This is a genomic window from Gracilibacillus sp. JCM 18860 (assembly GCF_055395245.1).
On record NZ_AP043868.1, the window covers coordinates 3,086,620 to 3,112,075 of the forward strand.

Below are 25,456 nucleotides of genomic sequence, written 5' to 3' on the forward strand. Positions count from 1 at the left end.
TATTTTTCGTAAAAATCCATTATATTACATTAAAGTTTTATTGTGGATATCTGAATAAAGAGATAGGGCCACACAATATGTGGCCCCTCAGTCAAATATTATTCTCTTACCCCAAATACAAAAGTAGTTTTCGCGTAATATTTTTCGTCTTTATCTAACCATACTGATGGGAAACCGTCATGATGGATCGATGCGGGTGATGCTTGTGTTTCCAAGCAAAGCCCTAAGTATCGAGCTGATTCCCGTTCGCGTAGCTTCAAGCCTTCAGGTAAATTGTTCGAAGTATACATGACAACACCTGGTTGGTCTGTGATCACCTTTAGTTCACGCCCGCTTTCTTTCTCATAAACCTGTGCACTTACTTCTTTTGTGTGATCGAATAAAAAGTAATGATCATAACCGTGATTCGCTACTAAATTTTGTTTAAATTCAGAGCTTACGCCATCCTTCATCGGACGCCCATTTCGAAAATCAAATACCGTATCATCGACGTTTAAGATGGAACCTGTTGGAATTAACTCATCATCTAATTCAACAAATTCGCTACTATCTAAAGTGATTTCATGTTCTTGAATATCTGTTTTTAAGTTTCCGCTTAAGTTAAAATACGAATGATTTGTCGCAGTGAGAACGGTGTTTTGATCTGCAACACCTTCATAAGCAATTGTTAGGGCATTTTCATTCGTTAGCGTATAAATTACCGTCATTCTAAGATTACCAGGATAGCCGTTTTCTCCATCCTTACTATCTAGAGTTAACGTTAATCCAACCTCTTCCTTATTTTCAAAAGGAACGACAGACCAGATAGACTTATGGAAGCCAGGTTCCCCACCGTGTAAATGATGGTCTCCTTCATTTTTTGGAAGGGTATAAGCCTTTCCATCCAATTCAAATTGGGCTTTTTCAATACGTCCAGCGACTCGCCCAATGAGTGCACCGAAATAACCCGGGTTATCTAGGTAATCCTCGTAGTTATTAAACCCAATCACGACATTTTCTAGCTTGCCATCACGATCTGGTGTCATAGCTCTTGTAATAATTCCTCCAAAATCAAGGATAGAGACCTCCATACCATGATCATTAATTAGTGTAAATTCTTTCCATTTCTGATCCTTTACAGAAACTACATCTGTTTTTATTTCCATTCCGATAACTCCTCCTACCTACTTTTATAGATGTGAAAGGAAGCGTTTAAAGGCCCCTCTACCAGTTTCATTTGTTTTAAAGACACCTGCATCCTCTAGAACTCTAGCGAATTTCTTTCCTAATTCATCATCTACGATTTGCTTGACATTTTCTTTAGCAATATTTGTATGCCTTTTCTTTATTGATTGTACCCAATTTCGATGATAATCTGCAATGCTTATCTCTTCGTTGAGTAAATGTTTTTTGATTTCTTCTAGTTCCCCTTTTAGTCTTGGAGGGAGTACGGCAAGCCCCATAACCTCAATAAGTCCAATGTTTTCTTTTTTAATATGATGAACATCTTCATGTGGATGGAATAATCCCATCGGGTGTTCTTCTGTTTGACGATTGTTGCGTAATACAAGATCTAACTCAAATTTGCCATCTCTCATTCTAGCAATTGGTGTAATTGTATTATGAGGTGTTTCACCTGTATAGGCGAAGATTTCTGCCTCTTTATCACTATAATCGCGCCATTTTTGTAAAATATAATCGGCTGCTTCGATTAATGGCTGGCGATCCTGATGACGTATACGAATGACAGACATTGGCCATTTTATAACAGATGCGCAAACCTCTGGATATTCCTCTATTTTAAAGGAAAATTCATCTTCTGCTTTTGTCATTGCAAATGTATAATTACCACCTTGGTAGTGATCGTGGGATAGTATACTTCCACCTACTATTGGCAGGTCGGCATTTGACCCAATGAAATAATGAGGGAATTTCTCTACAAAAGCTGTTAATCTTGCAAAGGAATCCCGATTAATTTTCATTGGGCGATGCTCTTTGGCAAAGATAATACTATGCTCATTGTAATAAACGTACGGCGAATATTGCAGGAACCACTCTTCTCCCTCAAGTGGTACTTCAATAATCCGATGATTCGATCTAGCTGGGTGTCCAATTCGTCCAACATAACCTTCGTTCTCCGCACAGAGCAGGCATTTAGGATAGGCTAAATCCTGCTTCATTTCACGCTCCCGCCTGATTTGCTCAGGATCCTTTTCAGGCTTGGATAGGTTAATCGTAATATCTAAATCACCGTAGTCGGATGCTGATTTGAATTGAATATTTTTCGCAATTCGCTTTGTTTGGATATAGTTACTATCCTTGCTTAATTGATAAAAATAATCGGTTGCTTTAGTCGGTGCTTCCTCATATTTTTGATAAAAGACCTGATTAATTTCAGATGGCTTCGATAAAAAGACATTCATGATTTGTGCTTGGAGTTTTTCCTTTTCATCTAATAAATCCTCGATAATATTACGGTTTATAGCATCTTCTGTAATGGTTTCGAGTAGCTCAGGTATGGATAATTCAGCTGAAAGGGAGTCCTGTTCCTCAAAGCTATCAACCTTGACTAATCCAAGTATTTGGTTTCTTGCATAAATGGCATCACTAGGATGAATGAGTTCTTTATTGATCGCTTTTTGTACAAGTGACTCAATAAGCTGCGAGAGATTTGCCATGCTTATGCCTCCTCTTTATAGCCTTGGGGATTTGCTTGATGCCAATTCCAAGCATCGGTAATAATTCGTTTAATATCAGTTCTAGACGGACTCCAGCCTAGAATTTGTTTTGCTTTTTCAGAACCTGCAATTAAGGTACTAGGATCGCCAGCGCGTCTTTCGGCAACCTTTGCAGGAATTTCGTGACCCGTAATTTCTCTTGCCGTTTTAATAATTTCTTTTACTGAGAAGCCCTGACTACTCCCGAGGTTGAAAATATTACTTTCCCCGCCATCCTGTAAATAGTTCAAAGCGAGAATGTGTGCATCAATAAGATCCTCTACATGTATATAGTCTCGAACACAAGAGCCATCGTGGGTATCGTAATCCTCTCCGAAAATTGAGATATACTCTCTTTGACCAAGTGCTACTTGTAGTACAATCGGAATTAAATGAGTCTCCGGTCTGTGATCCTCCCCAATTTCTCCTGTACTTCGGGCACCTGCTACGTTGAAGTATCTTAAAGACACATAACGGATATCATGCGCAACTTCTGCCCATTTCATCATTTTTTCCATGGTAAGTTTTGTTTCACCATACGTGCTGGTAGGAAGTGTAGGCATATTCTCTGTAATAGGTACTTGTTCTGGTTCTCCATAAGTTGCTGCAGTAGAGGAGAAGACAATGTTTTTAATCTGGAATTCGGTCATTGCTTGTAACAATACTTGTGTTCCATAGACATTGTTATCAAAGTATTTCAATGGTTTTTCCATTGATTCACCTACAAGAGAATTGGCTGCGAAGTGAAGCACACCATCGATTTTTTCGTGGGAAAAGACTTCACGTAAGAACTCAATATCACGAATATCTCCATTGTAGAAGCTTGCATCTGGATGTACAGCTCCAGCATGACCTGTTTCTAAATTATCGATTACTACTACTTGATGACCTTTGTCGATTAATTGGTAAGTAGCATGTGATCCAATATAGCCAGCTCCACCTAACACTAAAATTCTCATTTATTTTCCTCCTCCATTAATTCTTTGGCACCATCACCGATTGCAGCAATATAAAAGGTAGGAGGGTAGCCTACTTTTTCTTCATAGACCTTCGCAATATTTTCCTGAAAGGCTCTTGATTCAGTCTTCTCTACAATGGCAATCGCACAACCACCAAATCCAGCTCCTGTCATACGCGCACCGATGACCCCTTTTTGCTGCCAAGCTGCTTCGGCAATAGTATCTAATTCAAGGCCTGTTACCTCATAATCATCACGTAAGGAAACATGAGATTGATTGACTAGCTCCCCAAAGGCTTTTAATTCACCAGCTTTTAATTTCTGCAATGCCTTGATCGTACGTGCATTTTCATAGACAGCATGCTTTGCGCGCTTCTGATTTACTTCATTTTTAATAAGTGAGCGGTTTTTTTCAAATTGCTCTGGTGTCAATTCCCCAAGGCTTCTAATGGAAAGTTCTTTTTGTAGATCAGCTAAAGCTTGCTCACACTCGCTACGGCGCTCATTGTATTTCGAATCAGCTAATTCCCTGCGTTTATTCGTGTTAATAATGATGATATCATGATCCTCTAACACAATCGGTGCATATTCATAATGGAGGGTATCACAATCCAGTAGCAGGGCATGGTCTTTTTTTCCCATACCAATCGCAAACTGATCCATAATACCACTATTCACACCGATATATTCATTCTCCACTTTTTGACCGATTTGGACAATCTTTACTCTGTCAATGTTTAGGTTAAACAGCTTTTCTAATAAAACACCTGTTACTAATTCAATCGAAGCAGAAGAAGAAAGCCCAGCACCGTTTGGAATGTTTCCATAGAATAAAACATCAAAGCCATGATGGATGGAAAAACCTTCCTCGATAAAGTATTTTACCATGCCTTTTGGATAATTGGTCCAATCGTCTTCTTGCTTATAGCTCAAATCATCTAAGGATACCTCTAAAACTCCTTTTTCTGCAAAATTTTCAGAATAAAACCGAAGCATACGGTCTTCACGAGGAGCTACGATTGCATAAGTCCCGAATGAAATAGCGGCAGGGAAGACATGACCACCATTGTAATCCGTATGTTCCCCGATTAGATTAATTCTCCCTGGTGCAAAAAAGGCTCTAGGATTAGTATTTGTTTGAAAAATATTGTGAAATGATGAGATAAGTTGTTTCCATTCCATTGTTAGTTCCCCCTTTGATATCGACTTAATTAATTTAATTTACTAACTAAATTGTAGGTGATTTCATGTAAAAATACAAGGGCTAATCATTAAAATTTTGATAAATATTCCTTACCATTTCTTTACATAGTGTTAATCCTTCTATTCTTTTTCCTTGATAAAATATAGATTGGTAGATTACTAGAATTAAAGGAGGAAAATCAAGATGAATCATTCAACGAAGAGATTTATTGGTATGTTACTTTTTTTCTTGCTCATTGTCTCACAGTTTTCTAGTGTTTTTGGTAGAGAAGTGAGTGCAGCAGAAGATCTAGTAGATGTTCAACTACTTAGTATGAATGATCTTCACGGAAAAATTGATCAATCCTATGAGTTAGACATAACAGGTGATGGTGTTGTAGACGGAGTTTACGGGAGAATGGATTATGTTGCTTCCTATTTAAAAGAGAGAGATCAAGCACATCCAAATTCGATTATCGTACATGCAGGAGATATGATCGGTGGAAGTGCACCAGTGTCTGGTTTATTCCAAGATGAACCTACTGTAGAAATTATGGAGGAAATCGGCTTTGATTATGGGACAGTTGGAAATCATGAATTTGATGAGGGTACAACAGAACTTCTAAGAATGGTGAATGGTGGTGAGCATCCTGATGGTTTAGGTACTGCGGGTTATGATGGAATGAATTTTGCTAATCTATGTGCCAACTGTGTTTACAAGGATTCCGGTGAAACTATATTGCCACCATATGCTATAGCAGAGGTGGAGGATGTAAAAATTGGCTTTGTTGGGGTTAATACACAAGCATCTGCTGGAATGGTAATGCCAGCAGGGATCGAAGATATTGAATTTACAAACGAAGCAGCTGCTGTGAATCAAGCAGTAGAGGAACTCCAAGCAAAAGGAATTGAAGCTATCGTTGTTTTAGCACATATTCCTGCTGAGCAAAGTGGTGAAACAGCTGTAGGCGAATCTGCTGAACTAGCGAAACAAGTAGATGATGCAGTAGATATTATTTTTGCTGCCCACAACCATCAAGTTGTGAATGGTGTAGTTGATAATAAATTAATCGTGCAAGCAAGTGAGTATGGAAAAGCATTCGCAGATATCGATATTCAAATCGACCGTAGCACACAGGATATTATTAAAAAGCAAGCGGAAGTCGTTTTTGTTGATCAAAATAAGAAAGAGCCTGATCCAGCCGTTCGTGACATTTTAACAAAATATCAGGATTTGATTGAACCAAAAATGAATCAAAAGCTAGGGTATAACGGACAAGACCTTACTGGTGATTATACAAATAATGGGGATCATGGATTAGGAAATCTTATCGCAGATGGGATGCTATGGCAGATAGATGCGGATTTTGCCATGATGAATGGTGGTGGCATTCGTGATGATCTACTACAAGGTGAGATTACTTGGGGAGATTTATATAATATCATGCCATTTGGAAATACCCTAATGAAGATGGAGATAAAAGGGGAGGATCTTTACCCTATTTTAAATGCACAGCTATCTCCAATTTATGGACCAGATTATAGTATTGCAGGCTTACACTATACTTGGGATATAGCTACAAATAAAGTCATCGACATCACCTTTCCAGATGGAACAGCGATTGATCCAAATGGTTCTTATACATTGGTTGTCAACAATTATATGGGGACCTCCCTTAGTGATAAGCATCGTCCAATTAGTGAAAAAGGTCAGAATGTAGAAATGGGTCCAGTTGATTTAGACGCTTTTGTTAACTACGTGAAATCATTAGGCTCTACTGAGGAAAATCCGATACAAATTGGCTCTGAAGGAAGGATTGTGGGGATAGAAAATACTCCAGAAAATATTCTAGGCGAGGTCTCCATTAATGAAGCTCGTAATGCAGAAACAGGTTCAGAGGTAACCATAGAAGGTGTGGTTACAACTACACCTGGTGCCTGGGGTGGCAATGGCTTCTACATACAAGATGAAACAGCGGGTATCTATGTCTTTGGAAGTGATGAGGTAACAGTTGGAGATCAGGTCAAATTAACTGCTGTTACTGGTGAATATAATGGTGAACGACAATTAACTGATATCTCTTTATTAGAGAAAACAGGTCAAAGCCCATTACCAGATGCAGTGGAGGTTAATCCGTCAGAAATTAGTGAGCAGAACCAAGGGCAGTTAGTTGTAATCAAAGGAGCTACCATTTCCGAATTAGAAAAAGTGAATGATTATGGAACCTTTGAGTTTATGGCAACTACGAATGGACAAGCTGTATTAGTTCGCGTAGATAACCGTACAGGATTAGCCTATGATGCCTTCCCTTTTGAAAATGGTGACAAAGTAAATATCATTGGTGTATCTAGCGTATATAATGGGACATTTCAATTAAAGCCAACAAAAGTAGCTGATATTTCCGAATTTACCGAACAAGGTGAAGATGATCCTAATGAAGACTCTCCTAATTATGATCAACCGGAAGAAGATCCAACTACCGAGGACAACCCTAATAACGAAGAAAAGCCAACAGAAAATAATGGAGTAGAAGATCCTAATAATGAAGAAACCCCCAATGATCAAGACAAGGGGGGGAATTCTAGTAATAAGGATAAAATAGAAAATGAGCGCAACAACTCCAATAATGATAAAATCGCGGAGAATGAACAATCGAAGAATCCGCTACCTAATACGGCAACCTCTATTTTTGATCTAATGCTAGCAGGCGCTGGGCTAGTGCTGGCATCCCTCATATTATTTATGATAGGAAGAAAAAAGCAAAGAGTGTAAAAAAGAAAGATGCATCCTCATAAGCAAGGGTGCATCTTTACTATTTACTAACCTACTATTTATTTGTAACAGAATAGGCTTCTCTTACTTGTTTAGCAGCAGTAATCATATTTTCTAAAGCAGCAACGGTTTCCGCTTCACCTCGTGTTTTTAGACCACAATCTGGATTAATCCAAAATTGCTTAGCATCAATGGTTCTTAATGCTCTTTCGATATTTAATTTAATTTCTTCGACACTTGGAACACGCGGACTATGGATATCATAGACACCAAGTCCAATTTCCTTATCATACTTATTCTTCTCAAATGTATCAATTAATTCACCATGACTTCTAGATGTTTCGATAGAGATAACATCCGCATCTAACGCATCGATTACTTCGAAAATTTCACTAAATTCAGAATAGCACATATGTGTATGAATTTGCGTTGATGGCTTCACGGTTGCTGTTGAAATGCGGAAGGCTTTGATCGCTGCATCGAAATATGCTGGCCATTTCAAATGATCGAGTGGTAAACCTTCTCTAAGGGCAGGTTCATCGACTTGAATAATTTGTACTCCAGCTTTTTCTAATGCGAGCACTTCCTTCTCAAGAGCTAGTGCGATTTGATTTTGTACAGTGAATCGAGGAAGCTCCTCGTGGACAAACGACCAATTTAAAATCGTAACAGGCCCTGTTAACATTCCCTTCACTGGTTTCTTCGTTAAGGATTGGGCAAATACAATTTCTCTTACAGTCATTGGATTACTCCATGATACATCTCCCACTACTAGTGGTGGTTTTACACATCTAGAACCATAAGATTGAACCCAACCGAATTCAGTTACAGCAAAACCATTTAGCTTTTCACCAAAGAATTCTACCATATCGGTACGTTCAAACTCACCGTGTACGAGTACATCTAGATCAAGGTCCTCTTGAATTTGAATCCATTTTTTCGTTTCTATATCAATGAATTCAAGATATTCTTGATTAGTAATGTCCCCTTTACGCCACTTCGTACGGGTGCCTTTTACCTCAGCTGTTTGAGGTAAGCTTCCAATGGTAGTCGTCGGTAGTATAGGTAATTTTAACTCTTCTCGCTGTAGTCGGATTCTTTTACTAAATGGAATGGTCCTTTTGACTTCTTCCCCTTCTAGCTCCTTCAACTCCTGTGCAACAGATTGATTTTGGCGATAAGATGAATGAGCAAGCGCCTCTCTTGCTGTCTTACTTTCTTCTAGAATCGTCTGAATCGATGCTTTTCCTTTATTGGCACCTTCAGTGATCGCCTGAATTTCTTTTAGCTTCTCATCTGCAAAGCTAAGTCCATTTAATATAATAGGATCCATTTTACTTTCACTATCTTTTGTTACAGGGACATGTAACAGAGAGCAGGAAGGTTGTAAAATAATTGTCTCCACATCAACTGCTCCATTAATTTCTTCCACTAGTTCAAGGGTTGTGTCTAAGTCTGCACGCCATACATTGCGTCCATTGATGACTCCGGCAGCTAGAACCTTATCTTTCGGGAATCCCCATTTTTTGATTAATTCTAAGCTTTCACCATGAATGAAATCTAGACCTATCCCATTAACGGGAAACTGTACGACCTTTTGATAATGTTGAACCGTTTCAAAATATGTTTGTAGCAATATTTTTGCTTGGGGTGCTTCTGCACGTAAGGTCTGATAGGTTTTTTCAATGAGCTCTAACTCCTGATTAGAAATATTTGTCCCTAGAATTGGTTCATCAATTTGGATCCATTCTGCTCCAGCTTCCGTTAATTCGTTTAAAACTTGAGCATATAATGGCAGAAATTTCTCTACCCAGTCTGATAGTTCATTTTCTTCATAGCCCTTAGATAGTTTTACGAAAGTAACCGGACCAATTAGTACAGGTTTTCCGATAATTCCGAGCTTTTCCTTTGCTTCAAGGAAATAAGTTAATGGACGATTTTCGACAAGCTTTGGTGTTACATCATTTAATTCAGGTACAATGTAATGATAGTTTGTATTAAACCATTTCGTCATTTCAGCAGCAACTGCTTCCTTTGTACCACGTGCAATTCCAAAATACGTATCTAGTGATTTTTCGTCTAGGTCTTGAAATCTTGTAGGAATGACACCAAAGGAAAAAGCGGTATCAAGTACGTGATCATAGAAGGAAAAATCTCCAACAGGAATCCAATCAATACCTAGTTTTTGTTGTTTTTCTAGGTTAGCTAAACGTAATTTAGTAGTTTGGTTGATTAATGCTTTTTCTGTTATATTGTTTCCCCAAAAAGATTCAAGAGCATGCTTCCATTCTCTTTTTTCCCCGATTCTCGGATACCCAAGATTAGAACTGATGAATGTTGTCATATTTTATTCTCCTTTTTCTTTCATATTATTACAGCTAAAGGAATTCCCCGTTTTAGAAGTCTTACCTTATCTTTGCTGTTGATTTTGCTTTTGTTTTTTCATGGACATAATCGGTTAATTCAACGGTAATTTCGTAATTCATAAAAGGTGTGATGAGATAAATACCGTTGAAATAGGAAATAGCTGTATCAATTAATTCCTTTGCGATTTCTATTCCTTCACGGATCGCATCTGCTCGATTAGATCGGGCTTGCATTCTTGCCCTTACTTCATCAGACAGCTTCATCCCTGGAACTTCATGGTGTAAAAATTCAGCATTTTTATAGGAAACGAGTGGCATGATTCCGATAAAAATAGGTGCTTCTATATGCTTGGTTTCCCGAGCAAGTGCAATGATTTTTTCGTGACTAAAAATTGGTTGTGTTAAAAAATAATCTGCACCGTGCTCGATTTTTTTGTGCATTCTTTTCACAGCCTTTTCTAAGTTTGCGACATTTGGATTGAAGGCTGCAGCTACTTGAAAGGCGGTATTCTCTCTTAAGGAAGCACCAGAGAAGGATAACCCTTGATTACACTGCTTGATTAATCGTGTTAATTCAAAGGAAGTTACGTCAAATACGGATGAGGCACCAGGAAATCCACCAATTCTTGTAGGATCACCCGTTATTGCTAAAATCTCATGGAAGCCCAGTGTATGTAACCCCATTAGGTGTGCTTGCAGGCCGATTAGGTTGCGATCTCTACATGTGAGGTGGATAAGTGGTGTAACATTTAGATGGAGTTGTTTCATTTTGACAGCCATCGCTAAATTACTGATTCGCGGTGTAGCAAGTGAATTATCCGCTAAAGTAATCGCATCCACACCTGCATCTTCCAGAGCTTTCGCCCCTTTAATAAACTCATCAATTTCTAGATGCTTTGGTGCATCTAATTCAACAATAACGGTATGCTGTTTCTTAGCTTTATCCACCAATGTCGGATTCGACTGGACAGTTTGGGAAGAAGGGAGTGTGATCAGTCCTTCTTTCACCTGGACGGTTTTGTCTAAAATAGGTGTTAGTCCCTCAATACCATCCTTTAAGGCCCTAATATGCTCTGGGGTCGTTCCACAGCACCCTCCGATAAGACGTACTCCTTGATCTCGGAATTCCTTTGCACATCGTTTGAAATAATCTGTTTGCTTGCTGTAAACAAGCTTGCCGTTTTCATATGCTGGTAGACTAGCATTTGGAAATGCTGATAAGTGTGCTCGCTCAGGTAATGGTACGGCTTCTAGTGACTCAATCATATGGTGTGGACCTAAACGACAATTAACCCCAACGACATCTGCACCAAGTACTTCTAGCTGTGTTAATACATCAGCTAAGGACATACCGTTTTCTAAAATACCAGGCTCATGCATCGATACATTTGTAATAATAGGGAGGTCTGTTTCTTTTCTTGCAATTTCTAGAACAGCGGTTAATTCGTCGATGTCATAATAAGTTTCTAATAGGATGCCATCTACACCTTCTAATAGAAGGCTAAATAATTGTTCCTTGAAGCTCCTTATGATGTCTTTTTTGGATGTGACTAGCTTTTGAATTCCTCGAATTCCACCAATCGTCCCAAGTACAAATGTTTCATTTTTTGCTGCTTGTTTAGCTAATTGGACAGCACGTGTATTTATTTGGTGTACTTCCTCCTCCAAGCCAAATCTTGCTAGCTTAATATAATTGGCTCCATACGTATTGGTTTGGATGATATCTGCCCCAGCGTCAATATAGGATTGATGAACTTGGAGGACCTCTTCTGGTTTTGATAGATTATATGCTTCAAAGCATTGATCAACCCCATGTGCGTAAAGTAAAGTACCTATCGCACCATCTGCTATGAGGATATTTTCTTTGAGAGCTTGTAGGAGTGATGATGTCATTCTTTCACCTCTTTTCTTTTCATAATCATTTATAAAAAACAAGCAATCTCCACTATAATTGCTGTTTTTTGAACAAAAGGCCCAGAAAAACAAAAAAATCTTCATCCCTTGAAAGATGAAGACTCTATATAAATAGATCTCACGTTCCTCATCTTTCAAGCGTTGTTGCGCTTGCTGGAATTAGCACCTTGTCTAATAAAGACGGTTGCTGAGGTATCACAGGGCCAGTCCCTCCACCTCTCTTGATAAGAGTAAAGCTTTATGAAGTTTTGTTGTCATTATATTACATTATAAGTAAAATACTTTCAAGTCATTTTTAATAAAAAATTGAATTTTTTTCCTAGATTGTTATTCAACTTGTTTGATAACAAGAATGATGGTATCATTGAAAATGATTCTCATTAAAAAGGAGATTAGATGATGGCAAGTTTAAAAAATCTTATAAAAGAGCGACGCTCCATTTCAAACTATAAAGAAAATCCTGTTTCTAAGGAACTAATGAAAGATTTATTAAGTATAGCTGTCTGGGTGCCCAATCATAAAATGACTGAGCCGTGGCGTTTTGTATTTATAACAGGCGAATCAAAGAAAAAATTAGCAGAAATCAATCGAGAGGTAGCGAAAGAAAAAGCAAAGAATGCCTCTGGTGAGGAGCTAGAGCAGATAGGCGAAAATGGCTACCAAAAGATCATGAACGTTCCATTTATCATTATGGTTATTAATACGCTTCATCCTCAAGAAAAACTGAGAGAAGAAGATTATGCTTCGGCTAGCTGTCTTATTCAAAATTTCAGTTTGTTAGCTTGGGAGGAAGGATTAAGTGTTTTTTGGAAAACTGGTAAATTGTCGTTTTGTGAGGAGACAGCTGCACTTATCGACTTGAAGGATGATGAACGAGTAGTTGGCTTACTTCAAGTCGGCTATCCAGCGAAACAAGTTAACCCTATTCCTAGAATAAATGTGAATGATAGAATAACAGAATTAGACTAATAATCTTTGATGAAAAAGCTAAACTAAACGACTTGGCGTAAAGCCAAGTTTTTTTATTTCTGTTATAATTCATCACTTTCTAAGCAAAAAAAGTGCCGATGAAGCGATATCATCGGCAACCAAGAAAAAGGGGCTATCATTTTGTGAGAAAGCAATCCTTGCAGCATTGCTCAATTTGGAACATCTTTAATATATCAAATGAATGAAAAGCTAGTGTTAAATGTAAGTTAAGAAAGTGTAAACTTTTTCCTTTCGTCCCAATTTATTCGGTATAATAGGGATCAACAATTGCTGAAGAAGGAGAAAGAAAATGACATCCATATCTATTTGTGTAACGAGTGATATCCATGGTTATATTTATCCTACTAATTACCGAGAAGAAGTAGAGAAAAATATGGGACTAGCTAAGATAGCTTCCCTAATCGATAGAATAAGGTCAGAAAAAGAAGTAATTCTCGTCGATAATGGAGATTTCATTCAAGGGAGCCCATTTACTTATTATTTTGCTGCATATAAAGAAGCGAAAAGAAGTCCTTTAATAAAAATAGGAAATAGTTTACATTATGACATGGCGATTTTCGGAAATCATGAATTTAATTACGGGATAGAGTATCTCAAAAATGTAGTAAATAAAACAAATTACCCATGGTTAGCTGCTAATATATTAGACAAACACACAGGAGAACCTTTTTTTGGTACCCCATATGTAACAAAAGAAATTAATGGTATAAAAATAACCTTCTTAGGCATTACCACTCATTTTATACCACATTGGGAGGATCCAACACATATTCGTGATTTAGTCTTTGAAGATGCTTGTGAGGCTGCGCATAAATGGGTGAAAAAGGTTAGAGAAGAAGAAAGGCCAGATCTACTCGTTGTAAGCTACCATGGAGGGGTAGAAAGAGACCCGGAAACAGGGGAAGCGACAGAAGCCTTAACCGGTGAAAATCAAGCGTATCAAATGTGTGAAGAAATAACAGGTATCGATTTATTAATAACCGGCCATCAGCATCGATTTTTAACAACAACAATTAATGGGGTTCCAATCATTCAAACAGGCAGTAATGGGAAGGCTTTAGGAGAAATTGAGCTTGCCTTTAATAATAAAAAAGAGGTTACAAGTATTAAACCAAAGCTTCATTATGTGAAAGACGATATTCGATCAAATCAACCGACTATTGCGCTAATCGAGGAAGAAGAGAAGCTCGTACAGGAATGGCTGGATCAGCCAATAACGGAAGTGAAAGGTGATATGGAAATAAAAGACCCGTTTCAAGCAAGGATAGAGGAGCACCCGTTTATTGAATATATCAATACATTGCAAATGAAAGTAGCAGATGTTGACATATCATGCACGGCCCTTTTTCACAATCAATCACCCGGGTTTCCCAAGCATGTTACGATGCGAGACATAGTTTCAAATTATGTATATCCAAATACATTGAAGGTTTTAAAATTGCGAGGAAAGGATATAAAAGAAGCAATAGAAAAGAATGCTAGCTATTTTACCTTGAATGAAGCTGGTGAGTTAGCTGTAAATTCACTATTTTTAGAGCCGAAGCCAGAGCACTATAATTATGATATGTGGGAAGGAATTGAGTATGAGTTGAATATAGCGAACCCAATTGGAAATCGGGTAACTAAATTGCTTTTTCAAAATAAAGCACTAGAAATGGATCGGTTTTACTCGGTGGTCATGAATAACTATCGAGCAAGTGGTGGAGGAAATTATGATATGTTTCGAGGAAAAGAAATCGTGAAAGATATTCCGATCGATATGACAGAGCTAATTGCGAATGATCTATTAAACCGAAACTATCTAGAGGCGAAGTGTAATCATAATTTCTCAGTAGTTGTGGAAAAGTAAGAGTTTTCTAGAATATACCAGAGTTTTCAAATACTCTACAAACTCTATCAATACTGGGTTTGGAGTCTAGTTGTGTAAAAAAGTAGGAGAAAATATTACGTTTCCACGTATAAAATAATAGATTGTTGCCCCATAATGACAAATATGACAAGCTTACGTAATATCGTAATGATTGTTACAGACTCTTAATTTCGCTGTAACCACAAGCGATAAAACTCTATGTTATAGTGTAGCTTGTCAACTAGAAAAGGAGGCAACGATTGATGAAGAAGTTTTTCATTACCACAGCGTTCGTCGCTGCAAGTTTCTTAGTGGTAAATCCAGCATTAGCCAGTACACATGAAGTTCAACAAGGAGATACATTGTGGGGAATTGCTAAAGAGAACGAAACATCTGTTGCAAAATTAAAAGAGATTAATAACTTAGAATCAGATATTATTATCCCGAAACAAATTATAAAGATAGATAACGAGATTACTTATAACGTTAAAAAAGGGGACTCTTTAAGTGAAATCGCAGTAGAATATGGAGTTACTGTCGATGATATTCAAAAATGGAATAACTTAGAGACAGACCTTATCTTAATTGGAGAAGAACTTACGTTAAAAGACGTAAATACTTCAAAAGAAAATAAATCAACAGAAAAAAGCACCCCAGAAGCTTCGGTAGTTCCAAAGGTAGAAACAGAGGAGAAGCAAGAAGCATCCAAAGAGGAATCTAAACAAGCACCAGTTGAACAGCTATCAACTGAACAAGACAAACAAGAAGAAGGTAAAACAATTACTGTTACTGCAACAGCCTATACAGCAAAATGTGATGGTTGTTCAGGAACAACAGCAACAGGTATTAATTTACTAGAAAATCCTAATATGAAGGTAGTTGCGGTTGATCCAGATGTTATCCCACTAGGTACAAGAGTACATGTGGAAGGCTATGGTGAAGCAATTGCTGGAGATACAGGTGGAGCGATTAAAGGCAATAGAATTGATGTCCATGTACCGACAAAGGATGAAGCCTTTGATTGGGGTAGAAAACAAGTGGATGTGACTATTTTAGAATAGGAAAAAAGCTGGATAATACCAACCCTCTCGTAGATGAGAGGGTTTTTTATTTTTTATCAATGCTAAAAAACAAACATATTCAAAAATAGATAAACAATTTCAAAGATTAGGGATTGCTATTTTTCTATAAATGAATTATAATCTTAACAACGTTGTTATTTAGTATTTTTGCAACCGATTACACAAAATGGGAGTGTTTACTAATGAAGAAGAAGTATGTATTAGTTGGAACTGGTGGTCGAGCGGAATTCTTCTATGGAGCATTGGTACGAGATTTTCAAGAGACTAGCTCTCTAATTGCCTTTTGTGATTCCAATCAAATTCGTCTTAATTATGCAAACAAGCTTTTAGAGGATAAGTATGGCTTGGAGAAGATTAACACATATACGTCTGATAAATTTGATGAAATGATTGAAAAGGAGAAGCCGGATATTGTTATTGTTACTTCTGTAGATCGAACGCATCATCGCTACATCATCCGCGCAATGGAGCTTGGCTGTGATGTTATTACAGAAAAGCCAATGACAGTTGATGCAGAAAAGACACAAGCGATTATTGATACAATTGAACGAACCGGTCAACAAGTTCGCGTAACCTTTAATTATCGCTATGCACCACATAACACAAAGATTCGTGAACTCATTCGTGACGGTGTGATTGGAGAAGTGAATTCGGTGCATTTTGAATGGGCATTGAATACACAGCATGGTGCAGATTATTTCCGTCGTTGGCATAGAGATAAACGAAATAGTGGAGGATTGCTTGTTCATAAATCCACCCATCATTTTGATCTAGTGAATTTTTGGTTGAACACAGAACCGGAAACGGTCTATGCAACTGGTGGTCTTCGCTTTTATGGGAAGGAGAATGCCGAACGCAGAGGAGTAACAAAGTTTTATCAAAGGGCTCATGGTAGTGAAAATGCAAAGGGTGACCCATTTGCAATTGATTTAGAAGCTAATGAACATCTAAAATCGATGTATTTAGATGCGGAAAAAGAAGACGGCTATCAAAGAGACCAGAGTGTTTTTGGTGATGGAATAAGTATTGAGGATACACTTGGGGTTGTCGTAACCTATAAAAATAAAGCTATTTTAACCTATTCACTTAATGCTTACTTGCCTTGGGAAGGATTCCAAATTGCCTTTAATGGTTCTAAAGGGCGAATTGAAGTGCAGGTTCGTGAACAATCTTACATTAATTCTGGTGGAGAAAAAGGGGATGAAGGTAAGCTAAAGGAAAAAGTGTTACGTGTTATCCCAATGTTCGGTGAACCATATGTTGTAGAAGTAGAAGAAAAAGCAGGTGGCCATGGTGGTGGTGACCCAGAATTATTAAATGATTTGTTTGGGGTGCCAAAAGAAGACGAATTCAACCGAGCAGCTTCTCACATTGATGGCGCGATTTCGATTCTTACAGGAATTGCAGGAAACAAGTCCTTACAAACAGGGCAAGCAATCAAAGTTGCAGATTTAGTAGATTTAAAAAGATAATGAAATAGATATTTAGTTTTGGTACAGTGTTTCTATTTAACACTGTACCAAATTTGTTGTTATCAAAGCTTTTAGTGTCTTGAAAAGCCTCATTATAGATTCATTTCTTCTATTTATGCTCCATTTCAATTGTTTCACTATCATCAGATTGTGTTAACGTACTATATCCAATAAAACTGAAGGACGCAATTAATAGAAGAAACAGCATTACTAACCATTTCCGCAATGTCTATCCCTCCCATTTGCTACTTTTATATACTTCGTACTATGGTGAAAAATCCTCGTTAATTGAATTTTCATTTTTTATTCTATATGATTACGATAGAATTAGCTATGGACAAAATATGTAAAAAATGAGGAAATTATGGTGGAAGGTGACTTAATGAAAATATCCTTAAAGGAAGCAGAGGTAGTGGAAATAAAAGAAATAGGTGAAGGATCTAGAGTATGCCTTGATTTTGTTGATAAATTAGAGCCATCCGAAGGAATACTTGTCGGGAATACCGGACACGGCTATGTCCTAGTATTAGCTGAAAATCGAACGACAGATACTTATCCAGGAAGACCATTTCGAGTGAATAGTGGTGCTATTCATCATTACATTTTAAAGGAAGAAGATCAAACTGCCTATTTAGCAGAAATGAGACCAGGAGATTATATTTCAGTTATTTCAGAATCTGGTTCATCACGTAGTGTTGCGGTCGGAAGAGTAAAGGTTGAAAAGCGCCCGTTAATCCGCTTGGTGTTAAAGGTAGAAAACAAGGAGCTATCGGTCACTTTACAAGTAGCAGATAGTGTTCATGTACTAGCTCCAGATGGAACGGAAATACAGGCGATTACATTAAAGAAGGGTGACCATGTAATGGTGCAAGTAGATCAGCCTGGAAGACATTTAGGGAAAAAGATTGAAGAAGAAATAAATGAATTTTAGCACCTTTTGCATGTCGGGGACCCCCTCCATCATGGAAATCACTATATTAAGAATTTTCAAAAAATTAAGTAAAAGGCATTGACAAATGAATGAGAACATACTATGATAGTAGCAACATTTTCATTCGTTTGGCATTGATGAAGAGTAGTAGCCGAATCAAAGCACAGAAGAGAGCTGGTGGTTGGTGAGAACCAGTGTGTTAGATAGGTGAATGGACTTCTGAGCCCCAAACCGAACACATTTGTTAGTAGGCTTTGGTGAGATCCCCACTCGTTGCAAAAGGGTAGCGTTATAGCATATAAAAGCTATGACGTGATTAGTGAGCTGATCTTCAGCTAATAAAGGTGGTACCACGGGTTTCCTCGTCCTTTTCGGATGGGGGAGCCCTTTTTATATGTGTTAAAAATCGATAGAAAAATTGATGAGAAGGATTAGTAGGTTTACTTATTGTGTGATAGAGAGCTGGGCATGGTGGAAACCAGTATACAAGGTAAGCAGAATGGACCTTTGAGAGTGCTCTGGAAAAAAGTATAGAGCAACGCCTCATCCACGTTATCGGATGAATGAGAGGAAGGAGTGTGGAGATCCTTCAAATAGTGGTGGCACCGCGGAAAAAACCCGTCCCTATATATACAAACAAGGTATATATAGGGATTTTTTTATACATTAGGAAAGTATAAAATTTCTACACAGTAGCGTTTCGACGTAGCTGAAATTTCAAGGTACCAAGTATAAGCAAAACTAAGCATTCGCTAAAGGACGAGCGAATGCGGGTTTTTCTAATACGCAAAGCTAGGCATTCGTCAAAGGACGAACGTATACGAGTTTTTCTAACATACTTCGTTAAATCATTGAAAAGGAGTAGAGGAAATGGTGAATTACAGAAGCAAGCGATTAAATGGGGATACAATCACACCGATATCAATCTTTCATCGATTAAAGGGTACGAAAAAGTTTTTGCTTGAGAGTTCAGGAGCCCATGATCAAAAAGGACGTTTTTCTTTTATTGGTGTAAATCCGTATAAAGAAATTATTGGTTCAAAGAAAAATTCGACAGTAATAAACCTGACAACAGGTGAAGAGGAAACTATCGAACAATTGCCATTAGAGGTAGTAAAAGAACATACGCCAAATATAGATCTTCCTTTACCATATGCTTTTTATGGTGGAGCCATTGGTTATATTGGCTATGATACGATTCGGCAATATGAATATATCGGTGAAAAACTAGAGGATGAGATAGAAATGCCAGATGTTCACATGATGTTTTACCAGGATGTCATCGTTTTTGATCATATGAAGCAAAAAGTCACTTTATTAACGATGGACTTAAATGGAGATCGAGAAGAGTCGATTTTGGAGGAACGGCTTGTTGAAATGGAAGAAGAGATCTGGACACATGAAAAGCCGTTAAAAGAAGAAGAATTGCATGTTAGCTTCCAGCCTTCTATTCAGAAGAGTAGATTTCTAGAAATGGTAGAAACAGCAAAAAGACACATAGTAGAGGGCGATATCTTTCAAGTTGTTTTATCTCAAAGAATGAAAGCAAGCTTTGAGGCGGATCCTTTTACTTTTTACCGAAAGCTTAGAGTCGCAAATCCATCACCATATATGTATTTTATTGACTTTAATGACTATATTGTGCTTGGTGCATCACCAGAGAGCTTAATTAAAACAACTGGCAAAGAAGTTATTACTAATCCTATTGCAGGAACAAGACCCCGTGGTGCAACAGAGCAGGAGGATGCACAGCTAGCAACCGAGTTATTAGCCGATGAGAAGGAATTAGCAGAACACAAAATGCTTGTCGACCTTAGTAGAAACGATCTTGGCCGTGTATGTGAAATAAGCTCGATCACGATCCCGAAATATATGGCGATTGAAAGATATCAACATGTTATGCACATTGTTTCCGAAGTGCATGGTACTTTAACAGACAATTACACGGGGTTGGATGCACTTATTTCAGCATTACCAGCAGGAACGGTTTCAGGGGCACCAAAAATTCGTGCCATGCAAATCATTAACGATTTAGAGGACAAAAAGCGTGGAGTTTATGCAGGAGCGGTCGGCTACATTAACATAAATGGAGATCTGGACTTAGCTTTAGCTATTCGTACGATGGTTATTAAAGGTAACAATGCCTATGTACAAGCGGGTGCAGGGATCGTGTATGATTCCGATCCAGAATCGGAGTATCTGGAAACATTGAATAAGGCTAGAGCCTTACTGGAGGTTAGTAAACATGATATTACTCATTGATAATTATGATTCATTCACTTATAACCTATATCAGTATATTTCAGAACTTGGCAAAACCGTCAAAGTGGTCCGTAATGACAAACTGACGATTGATGACATAAGAAAATGGGAGCCAGAAGCCATTATATTATCACCAGGACCTGGTATTCCAGAAGAGGCAGGTATTTGTATTGACATTGTCAAACACTTAGCAACAGAGTTTCCGATTTTGGGTATTTGTTTAGGACACCAAACGATTGGTACAGCATTTGGAGCAAGGATAGTAAAGGCAAGTTATATTAAGCACGGTAAAACCTCCATGATTCGACATAACAATGATGAGATCTTTAGTTATTTGGAGCAACCGTTAGAAGTAATGAGATATCATTCCCTTGTTATAGAAAATGCAACCATACCAGATGAGTTACTTGTCACAGCACAAGCAATGGATGATGGTGAAATTATGGCAATCAAGCATACTTATTTGCCAACATATGGATTGCAATTTCATCCTGAATCAATTGGTACCGGAAAAGGCAAAAAGCTACTGAATAACTTTTTTCAAGCTATTCGAAAGGAGACGAAAGCATGAAGGATTTTTTAAATAAAGTGATTGCAAAAGAGGATTTGACATTAGAGGAAATGGAGCAAGCGGCAAGACTGATTTTCACAGAGGAAACAAGTGATATTGCAATAGGGGCTTTTCTTACAGCATTAAAAGCAAAAGGGGAAACATCTGATGAGATTACAGGTCTTGTAAATGTTCTTTTAGAAATTTCTCCATTATCCCTTCCAGATGACTTAACAGATGCAATGGATAACTGTGGCACTGGAGGAGATGGATCACAAAGCTTTAATATTAGCACAACCTCTGCTTTTGTTATTGCAGGTGCGGGCATTACGGTTGCTAAACATGGAAACCGTAGTATTTCTAGTAAAACCGGAAGTGCTGATGTGTTGGAGCATTTAGGTGTACCACTCGAATTCACACGACCAGAAACCTACGAAATATTAAAGGAAAATGGGATTGCTTTTCTATTTGCACCTAATGTCCACCCTGCAATGAAGCATGCGATGAAGGTTCGGAGAGAATTAGGGGTGCCAACAATTTTTAATGTGATTGGTCCATTAACCAATCCAGTCCAGCTAACCTCACAATTGATGGGAACCTATCGCCGAGATTCATTAGAGACGATGGCGAATGTATTGCACAAATTAGGTCGCAAACGTGCGTTGATTGTAAATGGATATGGCTATATGGATGAAGCCTCTTTAGCTGGGGAGAATCATTTGGTATTATTGGACAGAGGAGAATTAATGCAATTCACGTTAAGTCCCGAGGAAGTAGATCTCCCAGTAGTGGATAATCAATCGATAAAAGGCGGGGACGCCATAGAGAATGCTAGAATTTTACGCAGTGTTCTAGAAGGCAAAAAAGGCCCACACCGAGATACAGTATTACTAAATGCTGGTTTAGGTATCTTTGCCAATGGAAAAGCAGAAACAATAAAACAAGGAGTGGAGCTTGCGCGAGAGTCGATCGATTCAGGTGCAGCATTAGCTAAATTAGAAAATCTTATTACGATTAGTACGAGAATGAAGCAAGGGGTGTCATCATGACTATTTTAGAAAAAATACTAGCAGAAAAAGAAAAGGAAGTAGCGACATTAAAGAAAAACTACAAGCCTGGTATGCTTCAAGCAAAACGTGCTCCTGTCTCCTTGTATGATTCGTTTCGTCAGTCAAAGAACATGAGCATTATTGCCGAAATGAAACGGGCATCTCCATCGAAGGGACTGATTAATGATGGAGTGGAGCCCGCCGAGCAAGGCCAGTTATATGAAGCTAGTGGTGCGGGAGCCATTTCTGTATTGACAGACCAACCTTTTTTTAAGGGAACGATCGAAGACATGCAAGCAGTGAGAGAGGTTGTAAATGTCCCTATATTAAATAAGGATTTTATTATCGATGAAATTCAAATCGACCGAGCATACGATGCAGGTGCAAACTTAATCTTACTCATTGCAGCTGCATTACCTGAAAGTCGGTTAAAGGAGCTTTATCAGTATGCTGACAGCAAAGGCTTAGAAATTCTTTTTGAAGTACACAATCAAGAAGAAATGGAAATGGCAAATAGAATTGGAGCTAAAATTATCGGAATTAACAATCGAAATCTTAAAACCTTTGAGGTAGACCTAGCTGTAACAGAGCAATTAGCTGAGATGGTTGACAAAGAAAATACATTGCTGATCAGTGAAAGTGGAATGAAGGATCGGGCTGATGTAGAGCGTGTCGCTATGGCTGGAGCTCGTGGTATTTTAGTAGGAGAAACGATGATGCGTTCTGTTGATTTGAAGAAAACCTTCGATATTTTGCGCATTCCGTTAGGAGAATGATAGATGGTACAAGTGAAGATATGTGGGTTGATGAAACAAGAGGACATTCAAGCTGCTTCTGAGGCAGGAGCAGATTTTATAGGATTTGTTTTTGCCAAGAGTAAAAGACAAATAACAAAGGAACACGCGTGTGAGCTAGCTTCATTTGTTCCACCACAGGTGAAAAAAGTTGGGGTATTTGTGAATGAAAAGCTTGAAGTAATAGAAGAGATTGCGGAAAAAGCAGACCTTGATTATATCCAGCTACATGGAGATGAGTCACCAGACTTTTGTTCACAACTTTCTTTACCTGTGATCAAAGCATTTCAAATTCATTCCCTAGCAGATTTAGAGGGGATTTCAACATATGATTGTGCTTATTATCTTTTAGATAGCCCTGCTGGTAAATATCGGGGTGGCAATGGAGAGACATTCGATTGGTCCATCGTAAAGGACAGAGATTTTTTAGATAAAAAAGTTCTTCTAGCTGGTGGCTTAAGTGCGGAAAATGTCGAGGAGGCTATTAGAGAAGTCAATCCAGCTGGTTTAGATGTCTCTAGTGGCGTCGAAACAAATGGAGTGAAGGATGTAGCGAAAATAAAAGCATTTATCCAAGCGGCAAAGAAAGGGGATAAAAATGACAAAGTATAATGCACCAAACGAGACAGGTCATTATGGTGATTACGGTGGACGATTTGTTCCAGAAACATTAATGCCTGCTGTGCTTGAATTAGAAAAGGCGTATGAGGAAGCCATTAATGATGAGGCGTTTTTAGATGAATTTAATTACTATCTTAAGGAGTATGTTGGCAGAGAAACCCCTTTGTACTATGCGGAGCGTTTTTCAAAAAAGCTAGGTGGACCAAAAATCTATCTAAAGCGAGAAGATTTAAACCATACAGGTGCACATAAAATTAATAATGCGTTAGGTCAGGCTCTTTTAACACAAAGAATGGGGAAGAAAAAGGTAGTGGCAGAAACAGGAGCTGGCCAGCATGGTGTTGCAACAGCAACGGTCTGTGCATTACTAGGTTTGGAATGTGTCATCTTTATGGGAAAGGAAGATGTACGTCGTCAACAATTGAACGTATTCCGAATGGAATTATTAGGAGCTCGTGTTGAGAGTGTGGATCAAGGTAGTGGTACATTAAAGGATGCGGTAAATGAAGCATTACGTTACTGGGTGAGTAATGTCGAGGATACCCATTATATTATTGGCTCCGTCGTTGGACCACATCCATTTCCACAAATTGTCCGAGATTTTCAAAGCATGATCGGTACAGAAACGAAAAAGCAAGTGAAGTTAAAGGAAGGTCGACTACCTGATGCGGTCGTTGCTTGTATTGGTGGTGGAAGTAACTCTATGGGAATGTTCTATCCATTTATTGAGGATGAGGATGTACGCTTATATGGAGTAGAGGCTGGAGGAAAAGGTGTAGATACAGATAAACATGCCGTGACCTTGTCTTATGGTAAACAAGGGATTTTACATGGAACCATGACCTACTTATTACAGGATGAGCATGGGCAAATCCAAGAAGCTCATTCAATCTCCGCAGGACTCGATTACCCAGGAGTTGGACCAGAGCATAGTCATCTGCGGGATATCGGCCGTGTGAATTATGCCCATATTACAGATGCAGAGGCACTAGAAGGGCTGCAGGAATTATCCAAAACAGAAGGGATTATTCCAGCATTAGAAAGCTCTCATGCCATTGCCTATGCCATGAAGCTAGCGAAGGAAATGAAAGAAGAAGAGGTAATGGTCATTTGCTTATCTGGACGTGGAGATAAGGACGTGCAAACAGTGCGTGATGCGCTTGGAGGTGAACAGAATGGGTAAGGAAAAGTTAAATGCAGCCTTCCTTAAAGTGAAAGAACGTGGTGATAAGGCATTTGTTCCTTATATCATGGCAGGAGATGGTGGATTAGATGCACTGGAAGAACAGCTTGTTTTTTTAGAGGATGCTGGGGCAACAGTTGTGGAATTAGGGATTGCCTTTTCCGATCCTGTAGCCGATGGACCAACAATCCAAGAAGCAGGCCTACGCGCATTAGCGAATGGTGTATCATTACGAGCGGTATTAGAAAAATTAAAGCAAACAAAATCTTCACGTCATATCCCTATCGTTCTTATGACGTATGTCAATCCAATTTATGCTTATGGTGTTGCTGATTTTGCAAAAGCTTGTGAGGATGCTGGAGTGGATGGATTAATCATACCTGATATGCCGTTAGAAGAAGAAGGCTTAGTGACCCGAGAATTAAAGGATCATGATATTGCCTTAATTCGTTTAGCTGCACTGACAAGCACGGATGATCGCATAACGGAAATTGCTAATCGAACAGAAGGATTTTTATATGCCGTCACTGTAACGGGTACGACAGGTGCTCGATCCACCTTTCATGACAGGCTTAACGAATACTTGGATCGCCTCAGTAAACAATGTGAAGTCCCTGTACTTGCAGGCTTCGGTGTTTCTACACCCGAGCATGTCAAAAACTTAACAGCGCATTGTGACGGAGTAGTAGTCGGAAGCCGAATTGTCGATCTGTTGAATAAAGGAGATCATGATACAATCCGTGAACTAATCGGCGCCGCACAAATTTCCAAAGTGAACTAGCTA

The 25,456-nt window shown here is 38.4% G+C and carries 19 protein-coding genes, 1 riboswitch and 2 other annotated features; of the genes, 13 read left to right on the forward strand and 6 right to left on the reverse strand.

The annotated features are described in order from the left end of the window. Positions 1–98 precede the first annotated feature (98 nt). The 4 genes from ACZ5R4_RS15665 to ACZ5R4_RS15680 are packed head-to-tail and all read right to left on the reverse strand — an operon-like array spanning position 99 to position 4,836. Positions 99–1,145: an aldose epimerase family protein gene (locus ACZ5R4_RS15665; protein WP_464367591.1), complete on the reverse strand. Its 1,047-nt coding sequence runs from the start codon at positions 1,143–1,145 to the stop codon at positions 99–101. A 24-nt stretch (positions 1,146–1,169) separates the two neighbouring features. Then, positions 1,170–2,657 (reverse strand): UDP-glucose--hexose-1-phosphate uridylyltransferase, encoded by a 1,488-nt coding sequence (galT, locus tag ACZ5R4_RS15670; protein ID WP_464367592.1) that lies wholly within the window; start codon positions 2,655–2,657, stop codon positions 1,170–1,172. A 2-nt stretch (positions 2,658–2,659) separates the two neighbouring features. Beyond that, a complete protein-coding gene (gene galE / locus ACZ5R4_RS15675) occupies positions 2,660–3,655 on the reverse strand; it encodes a UDP-glucose 4-epimerase GalE (RefSeq protein ID WP_054860376.1) in 996 nt (331 codons plus the stop codon). Continuing rightward, positions 3,652–4,836 (reverse strand): galactokinase, encoded by a 1,185-nt coding sequence (locus ACZ5R4_RS15680; RefSeq protein WP_464367593.1) that lies wholly within the window; start codon positions 4,834–4,836, stop codon positions 3,652–3,654. The genes galE and ACZ5R4_RS15680 overlap by 4 nt, the downstream gene beginning before the upstream one ends. 205 nt (positions 4,837–5,041) lie before the next feature. Between ACZ5R4_RS15680 and ACZ5R4_RS15685 the strand changes: the two genes are divergently transcribed. Next, complete coding sequence (locus tag ACZ5R4_RS15685; RefSeq protein ID WP_464367594.1) at positions 5,042–7,609, forward strand: 5'-nucleotidase C-terminal domain-containing protein; 2,568 nt, start codon at positions 5,042–5,044, stop codon at positions 7,607–7,609. A 55-nt stretch (positions 7,610–7,664) separates the two neighbouring features. On the opposite strand, the gene metE is transcribed toward ACZ5R4_RS15685, so the two are convergent. Both metE and ACZ5R4_RS15695 read right to left on the reverse strand, forming a co-directional pair. After that, positions 7,665–9,953, reverse strand: a complete 2,289-nt coding sequence (gene metE, locus ACZ5R4_RS15690) for a 5-methyltetrahydropteroyltriglutamate--homocysteine S-methyltransferase (protein WP_464367595.1) — start codon at positions 9,951–9,953, stop codon at positions 7,665–7,667. Positions 9,954–10,014: 61 nt separating this feature from the next. Next, complete coding sequence (locus ACZ5R4_RS15695; RefSeq protein ID WP_464367596.1) at positions 10,015–11,868, reverse strand: bifunctional homocysteine S-methyltransferase/methylenetetrahydrofolate reductase; 1,854 nt, start codon at positions 11,866–11,868, stop codon at positions 10,015–10,017. A 145-nt stretch (positions 11,869–12,013) separates the two neighbouring features. Further along, positions 12,014–12,120: riboswitch (SAM riboswitch) on the reverse strand. A 168-nt stretch (positions 12,121–12,288) separates the two neighbouring features. Between ACZ5R4_RS15695 and ACZ5R4_RS15700 the strand changes: the two genes are divergently transcribed. The 12 genes from ACZ5R4_RS15700 (at position 12,289) to trpA (ending at position 25,453) form a co-directional block, all read left to right on the forward strand. Next, positions 12,289–12,858, forward strand: a complete 570-nt coding sequence (locus tag ACZ5R4_RS15700; RefSeq protein WP_054860373.1) for a nitroreductase family protein — start codon at positions 12,289–12,291, stop codon at positions 12,856–12,858. Between the two features lie 310 nt (positions 12,859–13,168). Next, complete coding sequence (locus ACZ5R4_RS15705; protein ID WP_277679062.1) at positions 13,169–14,728, forward strand: bifunctional metallophosphatase/5'-nucleotidase; 1,560 nt, start codon at positions 13,169–13,171, stop codon at positions 14,726–14,728. A 263-nt stretch (positions 14,729–14,991) separates the two neighbouring features. Beyond that, positions 14,992–15,789 carry a LysM peptidoglycan-binding domain-containing protein gene (locus ACZ5R4_RS15710; protein ID WP_109985477.1) on the forward strand — a complete coding sequence of 266 codons (798 nt, stop codon included), beginning with the start codon at positions 14,992–14,994 and terminating at the stop codon, positions 15,787–15,789. A 203-nt stretch (positions 15,790–15,992) separates the two neighbouring features. Continuing rightward, positions 15,993–17,282, forward strand: coding sequence for a Gfo/Idh/MocA family oxidoreductase (locus tag ACZ5R4_RS15715; RefSeq protein ID WP_464367597.1), 1,290 nt, complete (start codon positions 15,993–15,995; stop codon positions 17,280–17,282). Positions 17,283–17,646: 364 nt separating this feature from the next. Further along, positions 17,647–18,213: a 3-dehydroquinate synthase II domain-containing protein gene (locus ACZ5R4_RS15720; RefSeq protein WP_347835297.1), complete on the forward strand. Its 567-nt coding sequence runs from the start codon at positions 17,647–17,649 to the stop codon at positions 18,211–18,213. 125 nt (positions 18,214–18,338) lie between these two features. Then, positions 18,339–18,586 (forward strand) — a binding site (T-box leader). 39 nt (positions 18,587–18,625) lie between these two features. Then, positions 18,626–18,842 (forward strand) — a binding site (T-box leader). Positions 18,843–19,083: 241 nt separating this feature from the next. Further along, positions 19,084–20,475: an anthranilate synthase component I gene (gene trpE / locus ACZ5R4_RS15725; protein WP_181397656.1), complete on the forward strand. Its 1,392-nt coding sequence runs from the start codon at positions 19,084–19,086 to the stop codon at positions 20,473–20,475. Next, entirely contained in the window at positions 20,459–21,046 is a 588-nt protein-coding gene (locus tag ACZ5R4_RS15730; protein WP_054860369.1) for a glutamine amidotransferase-related protein, read from the forward strand. The genes trpE and ACZ5R4_RS15730 overlap by 17 nt, the downstream gene beginning before the upstream one ends. Further along, entirely contained in the window at positions 21,043–22,074 is a 1,032-nt protein-coding gene (trpD, locus tag ACZ5R4_RS15735; RefSeq protein ID WP_464367598.1) for an anthranilate phosphoribosyltransferase, read from the forward strand. Before ACZ5R4_RS15730 ends, trpD begins: the two co-directional genes overlap by 4 nt. Further along, positions 22,071–22,850, forward strand: a complete 780-nt coding sequence (gene trpC, locus ACZ5R4_RS15740) for an indole-3-glycerol phosphate synthase TrpC (RefSeq protein WP_054860368.1) — start codon at positions 22,071–22,073, stop codon at positions 22,848–22,850. Before trpD ends, trpC begins: the two co-directional genes overlap by 4 nt. A gap of 3 nt (positions 22,851–22,853) precedes the next feature. After that, positions 22,854–23,480, forward strand: coding sequence for a phosphoribosylanthranilate isomerase (locus ACZ5R4_RS15745; RefSeq protein WP_464367599.1), 627 nt, complete (start codon positions 22,854–22,856; stop codon positions 23,478–23,480). Beyond that, entirely contained in the window at positions 23,467–24,672 is a 1,206-nt protein-coding gene (gene trpB, locus ACZ5R4_RS15750; RefSeq protein WP_109985471.1) for a tryptophan synthase subunit beta, read from the forward strand. Before ACZ5R4_RS15745 ends, trpB begins: the two co-directional genes overlap by 14 nt. Then, a complete protein-coding gene (trpA, locus tag ACZ5R4_RS15755) occupies positions 24,665–25,453 on the forward strand; it encodes a tryptophan synthase subunit alpha (RefSeq protein WP_464367600.1) in 789 nt (262 codons plus the stop codon). Before trpB ends, trpA begins: the two co-directional genes overlap by 8 nt. Positions 25,454–25,456 lie beyond the last annotated feature (3 nt).

Excerpts from the sequence above, each read along its gene's own strand:
- galE (WP_054860376.1), bottom strand. The coding sequence starts at position 3,655 with ATGAGAATTTTAGTGTTAGGTGGAGCTGGCTATATTGGATCACATGCT.
- galT (WP_464367592.1), bottom strand. The coding sequence starts at position 2,657 with ATGGCAAATCTCTCGCAGCTTATTGAGTCACTTGTACAAAAAGCGATC.
- trpC (WP_054860368.1), top strand. The coding sequence starts at position 22,071 with ATGACTATTTTAGAAAAAATACTAGCAGAAAAAGAAAAGGAAGTAGCG.
- ACZ5R4_RS15710 (WP_109985477.1), top strand. The coding sequence starts at position 14,992 with ATGAAGAAGTTTTTCATTACCACAGCGTTCGTCGCTGCAAGTTTCTTA.
- ACZ5R4_RS15730 (WP_054860369.1), top strand. The coding sequence starts at position 20,459 with ATGATATTACTCATTGATAATTATGATTCATTCACTTATAACCTATAT.
- ACZ5R4_RS15700 (WP_054860373.1), top strand. The coding sequence starts at position 12,289 with ATGGCAAGTTTAAAAAATCTTATAAAAGAGCGACGCTCCATTTCAAAC.
- ACZ5R4_RS15695 (WP_464367596.1), bottom strand. The coding sequence starts at position 11,868 with ATGACATCATCACTCCTACAAGCTCTCAAAGAAAATATCCTCATAGCA.
- ACZ5R4_RS15720 (WP_347835297.1), top strand. The coding sequence starts at position 17,647 with ATGGTGGAAGGTGACTTAATGAAAATATCCTTAAAGGAAGCAGAGGTA.
- ACZ5R4_RS15745 (WP_464367599.1), top strand. The coding sequence starts at position 22,854 with ATGGTACAAGTGAAGATATGTGGGTTGATGAAACAAGAGGACATTCAA.
- ACZ5R4_RS15665 (WP_464367591.1), bottom strand. The coding sequence starts at position 1,145 with ATGGAAATAAAAACAGATGTAGTTTCTGTAAAGGATCAGAAATGGAAA.
- ACZ5R4_RS15685 (WP_464367594.1), top strand. The coding sequence starts at position 5,042 with ATGAATCATTCAACGAAGAGATTTATTGGTATGTTACTTTTTTTCTTG.
- trpD (WP_464367598.1), top strand. The coding sequence starts at position 21,043 with ATGAAGGATTTTTTAAATAAAGTGATTGCAAAAGAGGATTTGACATTA.
- metE (WP_464367595.1), bottom strand. The coding sequence starts at position 9,953 with ATGACAACATTCATCAGTTCTAATCTTGGGTATCCGAGAATCGGGGAA.
- ACZ5R4_RS15715 (WP_464367597.1), top strand. The coding sequence starts at position 15,993 with ATGAAGAAGAAGTATGTATTAGTTGGAACTGGTGGTCGAGCGGAATTC.
- trpE (WP_181397656.1), top strand. The coding sequence starts at position 19,084 with ATGGTGAATTACAGAAGCAAGCGATTAAATGGGGATACAATCACACCG.
- trpB (WP_109985471.1), top strand. The coding sequence starts at position 23,467 with ATGACAAAGTATAATGCACCAAACGAGACAGGTCATTATGGTGATTAC.
- ACZ5R4_RS15705 (WP_277679062.1), top strand. The coding sequence starts at position 13,169 with ATGACATCCATATCTATTTGTGTAACGAGTGATATCCATGGTTATATT.
- ACZ5R4_RS15680 (WP_464367593.1), bottom strand. The coding sequence starts at position 4,836 with ATGGAATGGAAACAACTTATCTCATCATTTCACAATATTTTTCAAACA.
- trpA (WP_464367600.1), top strand. The coding sequence starts at position 24,665 with ATGGGTAAGGAAAAGTTAAATGCAGCCTTCCTTAAAGTGAAAGAACGT.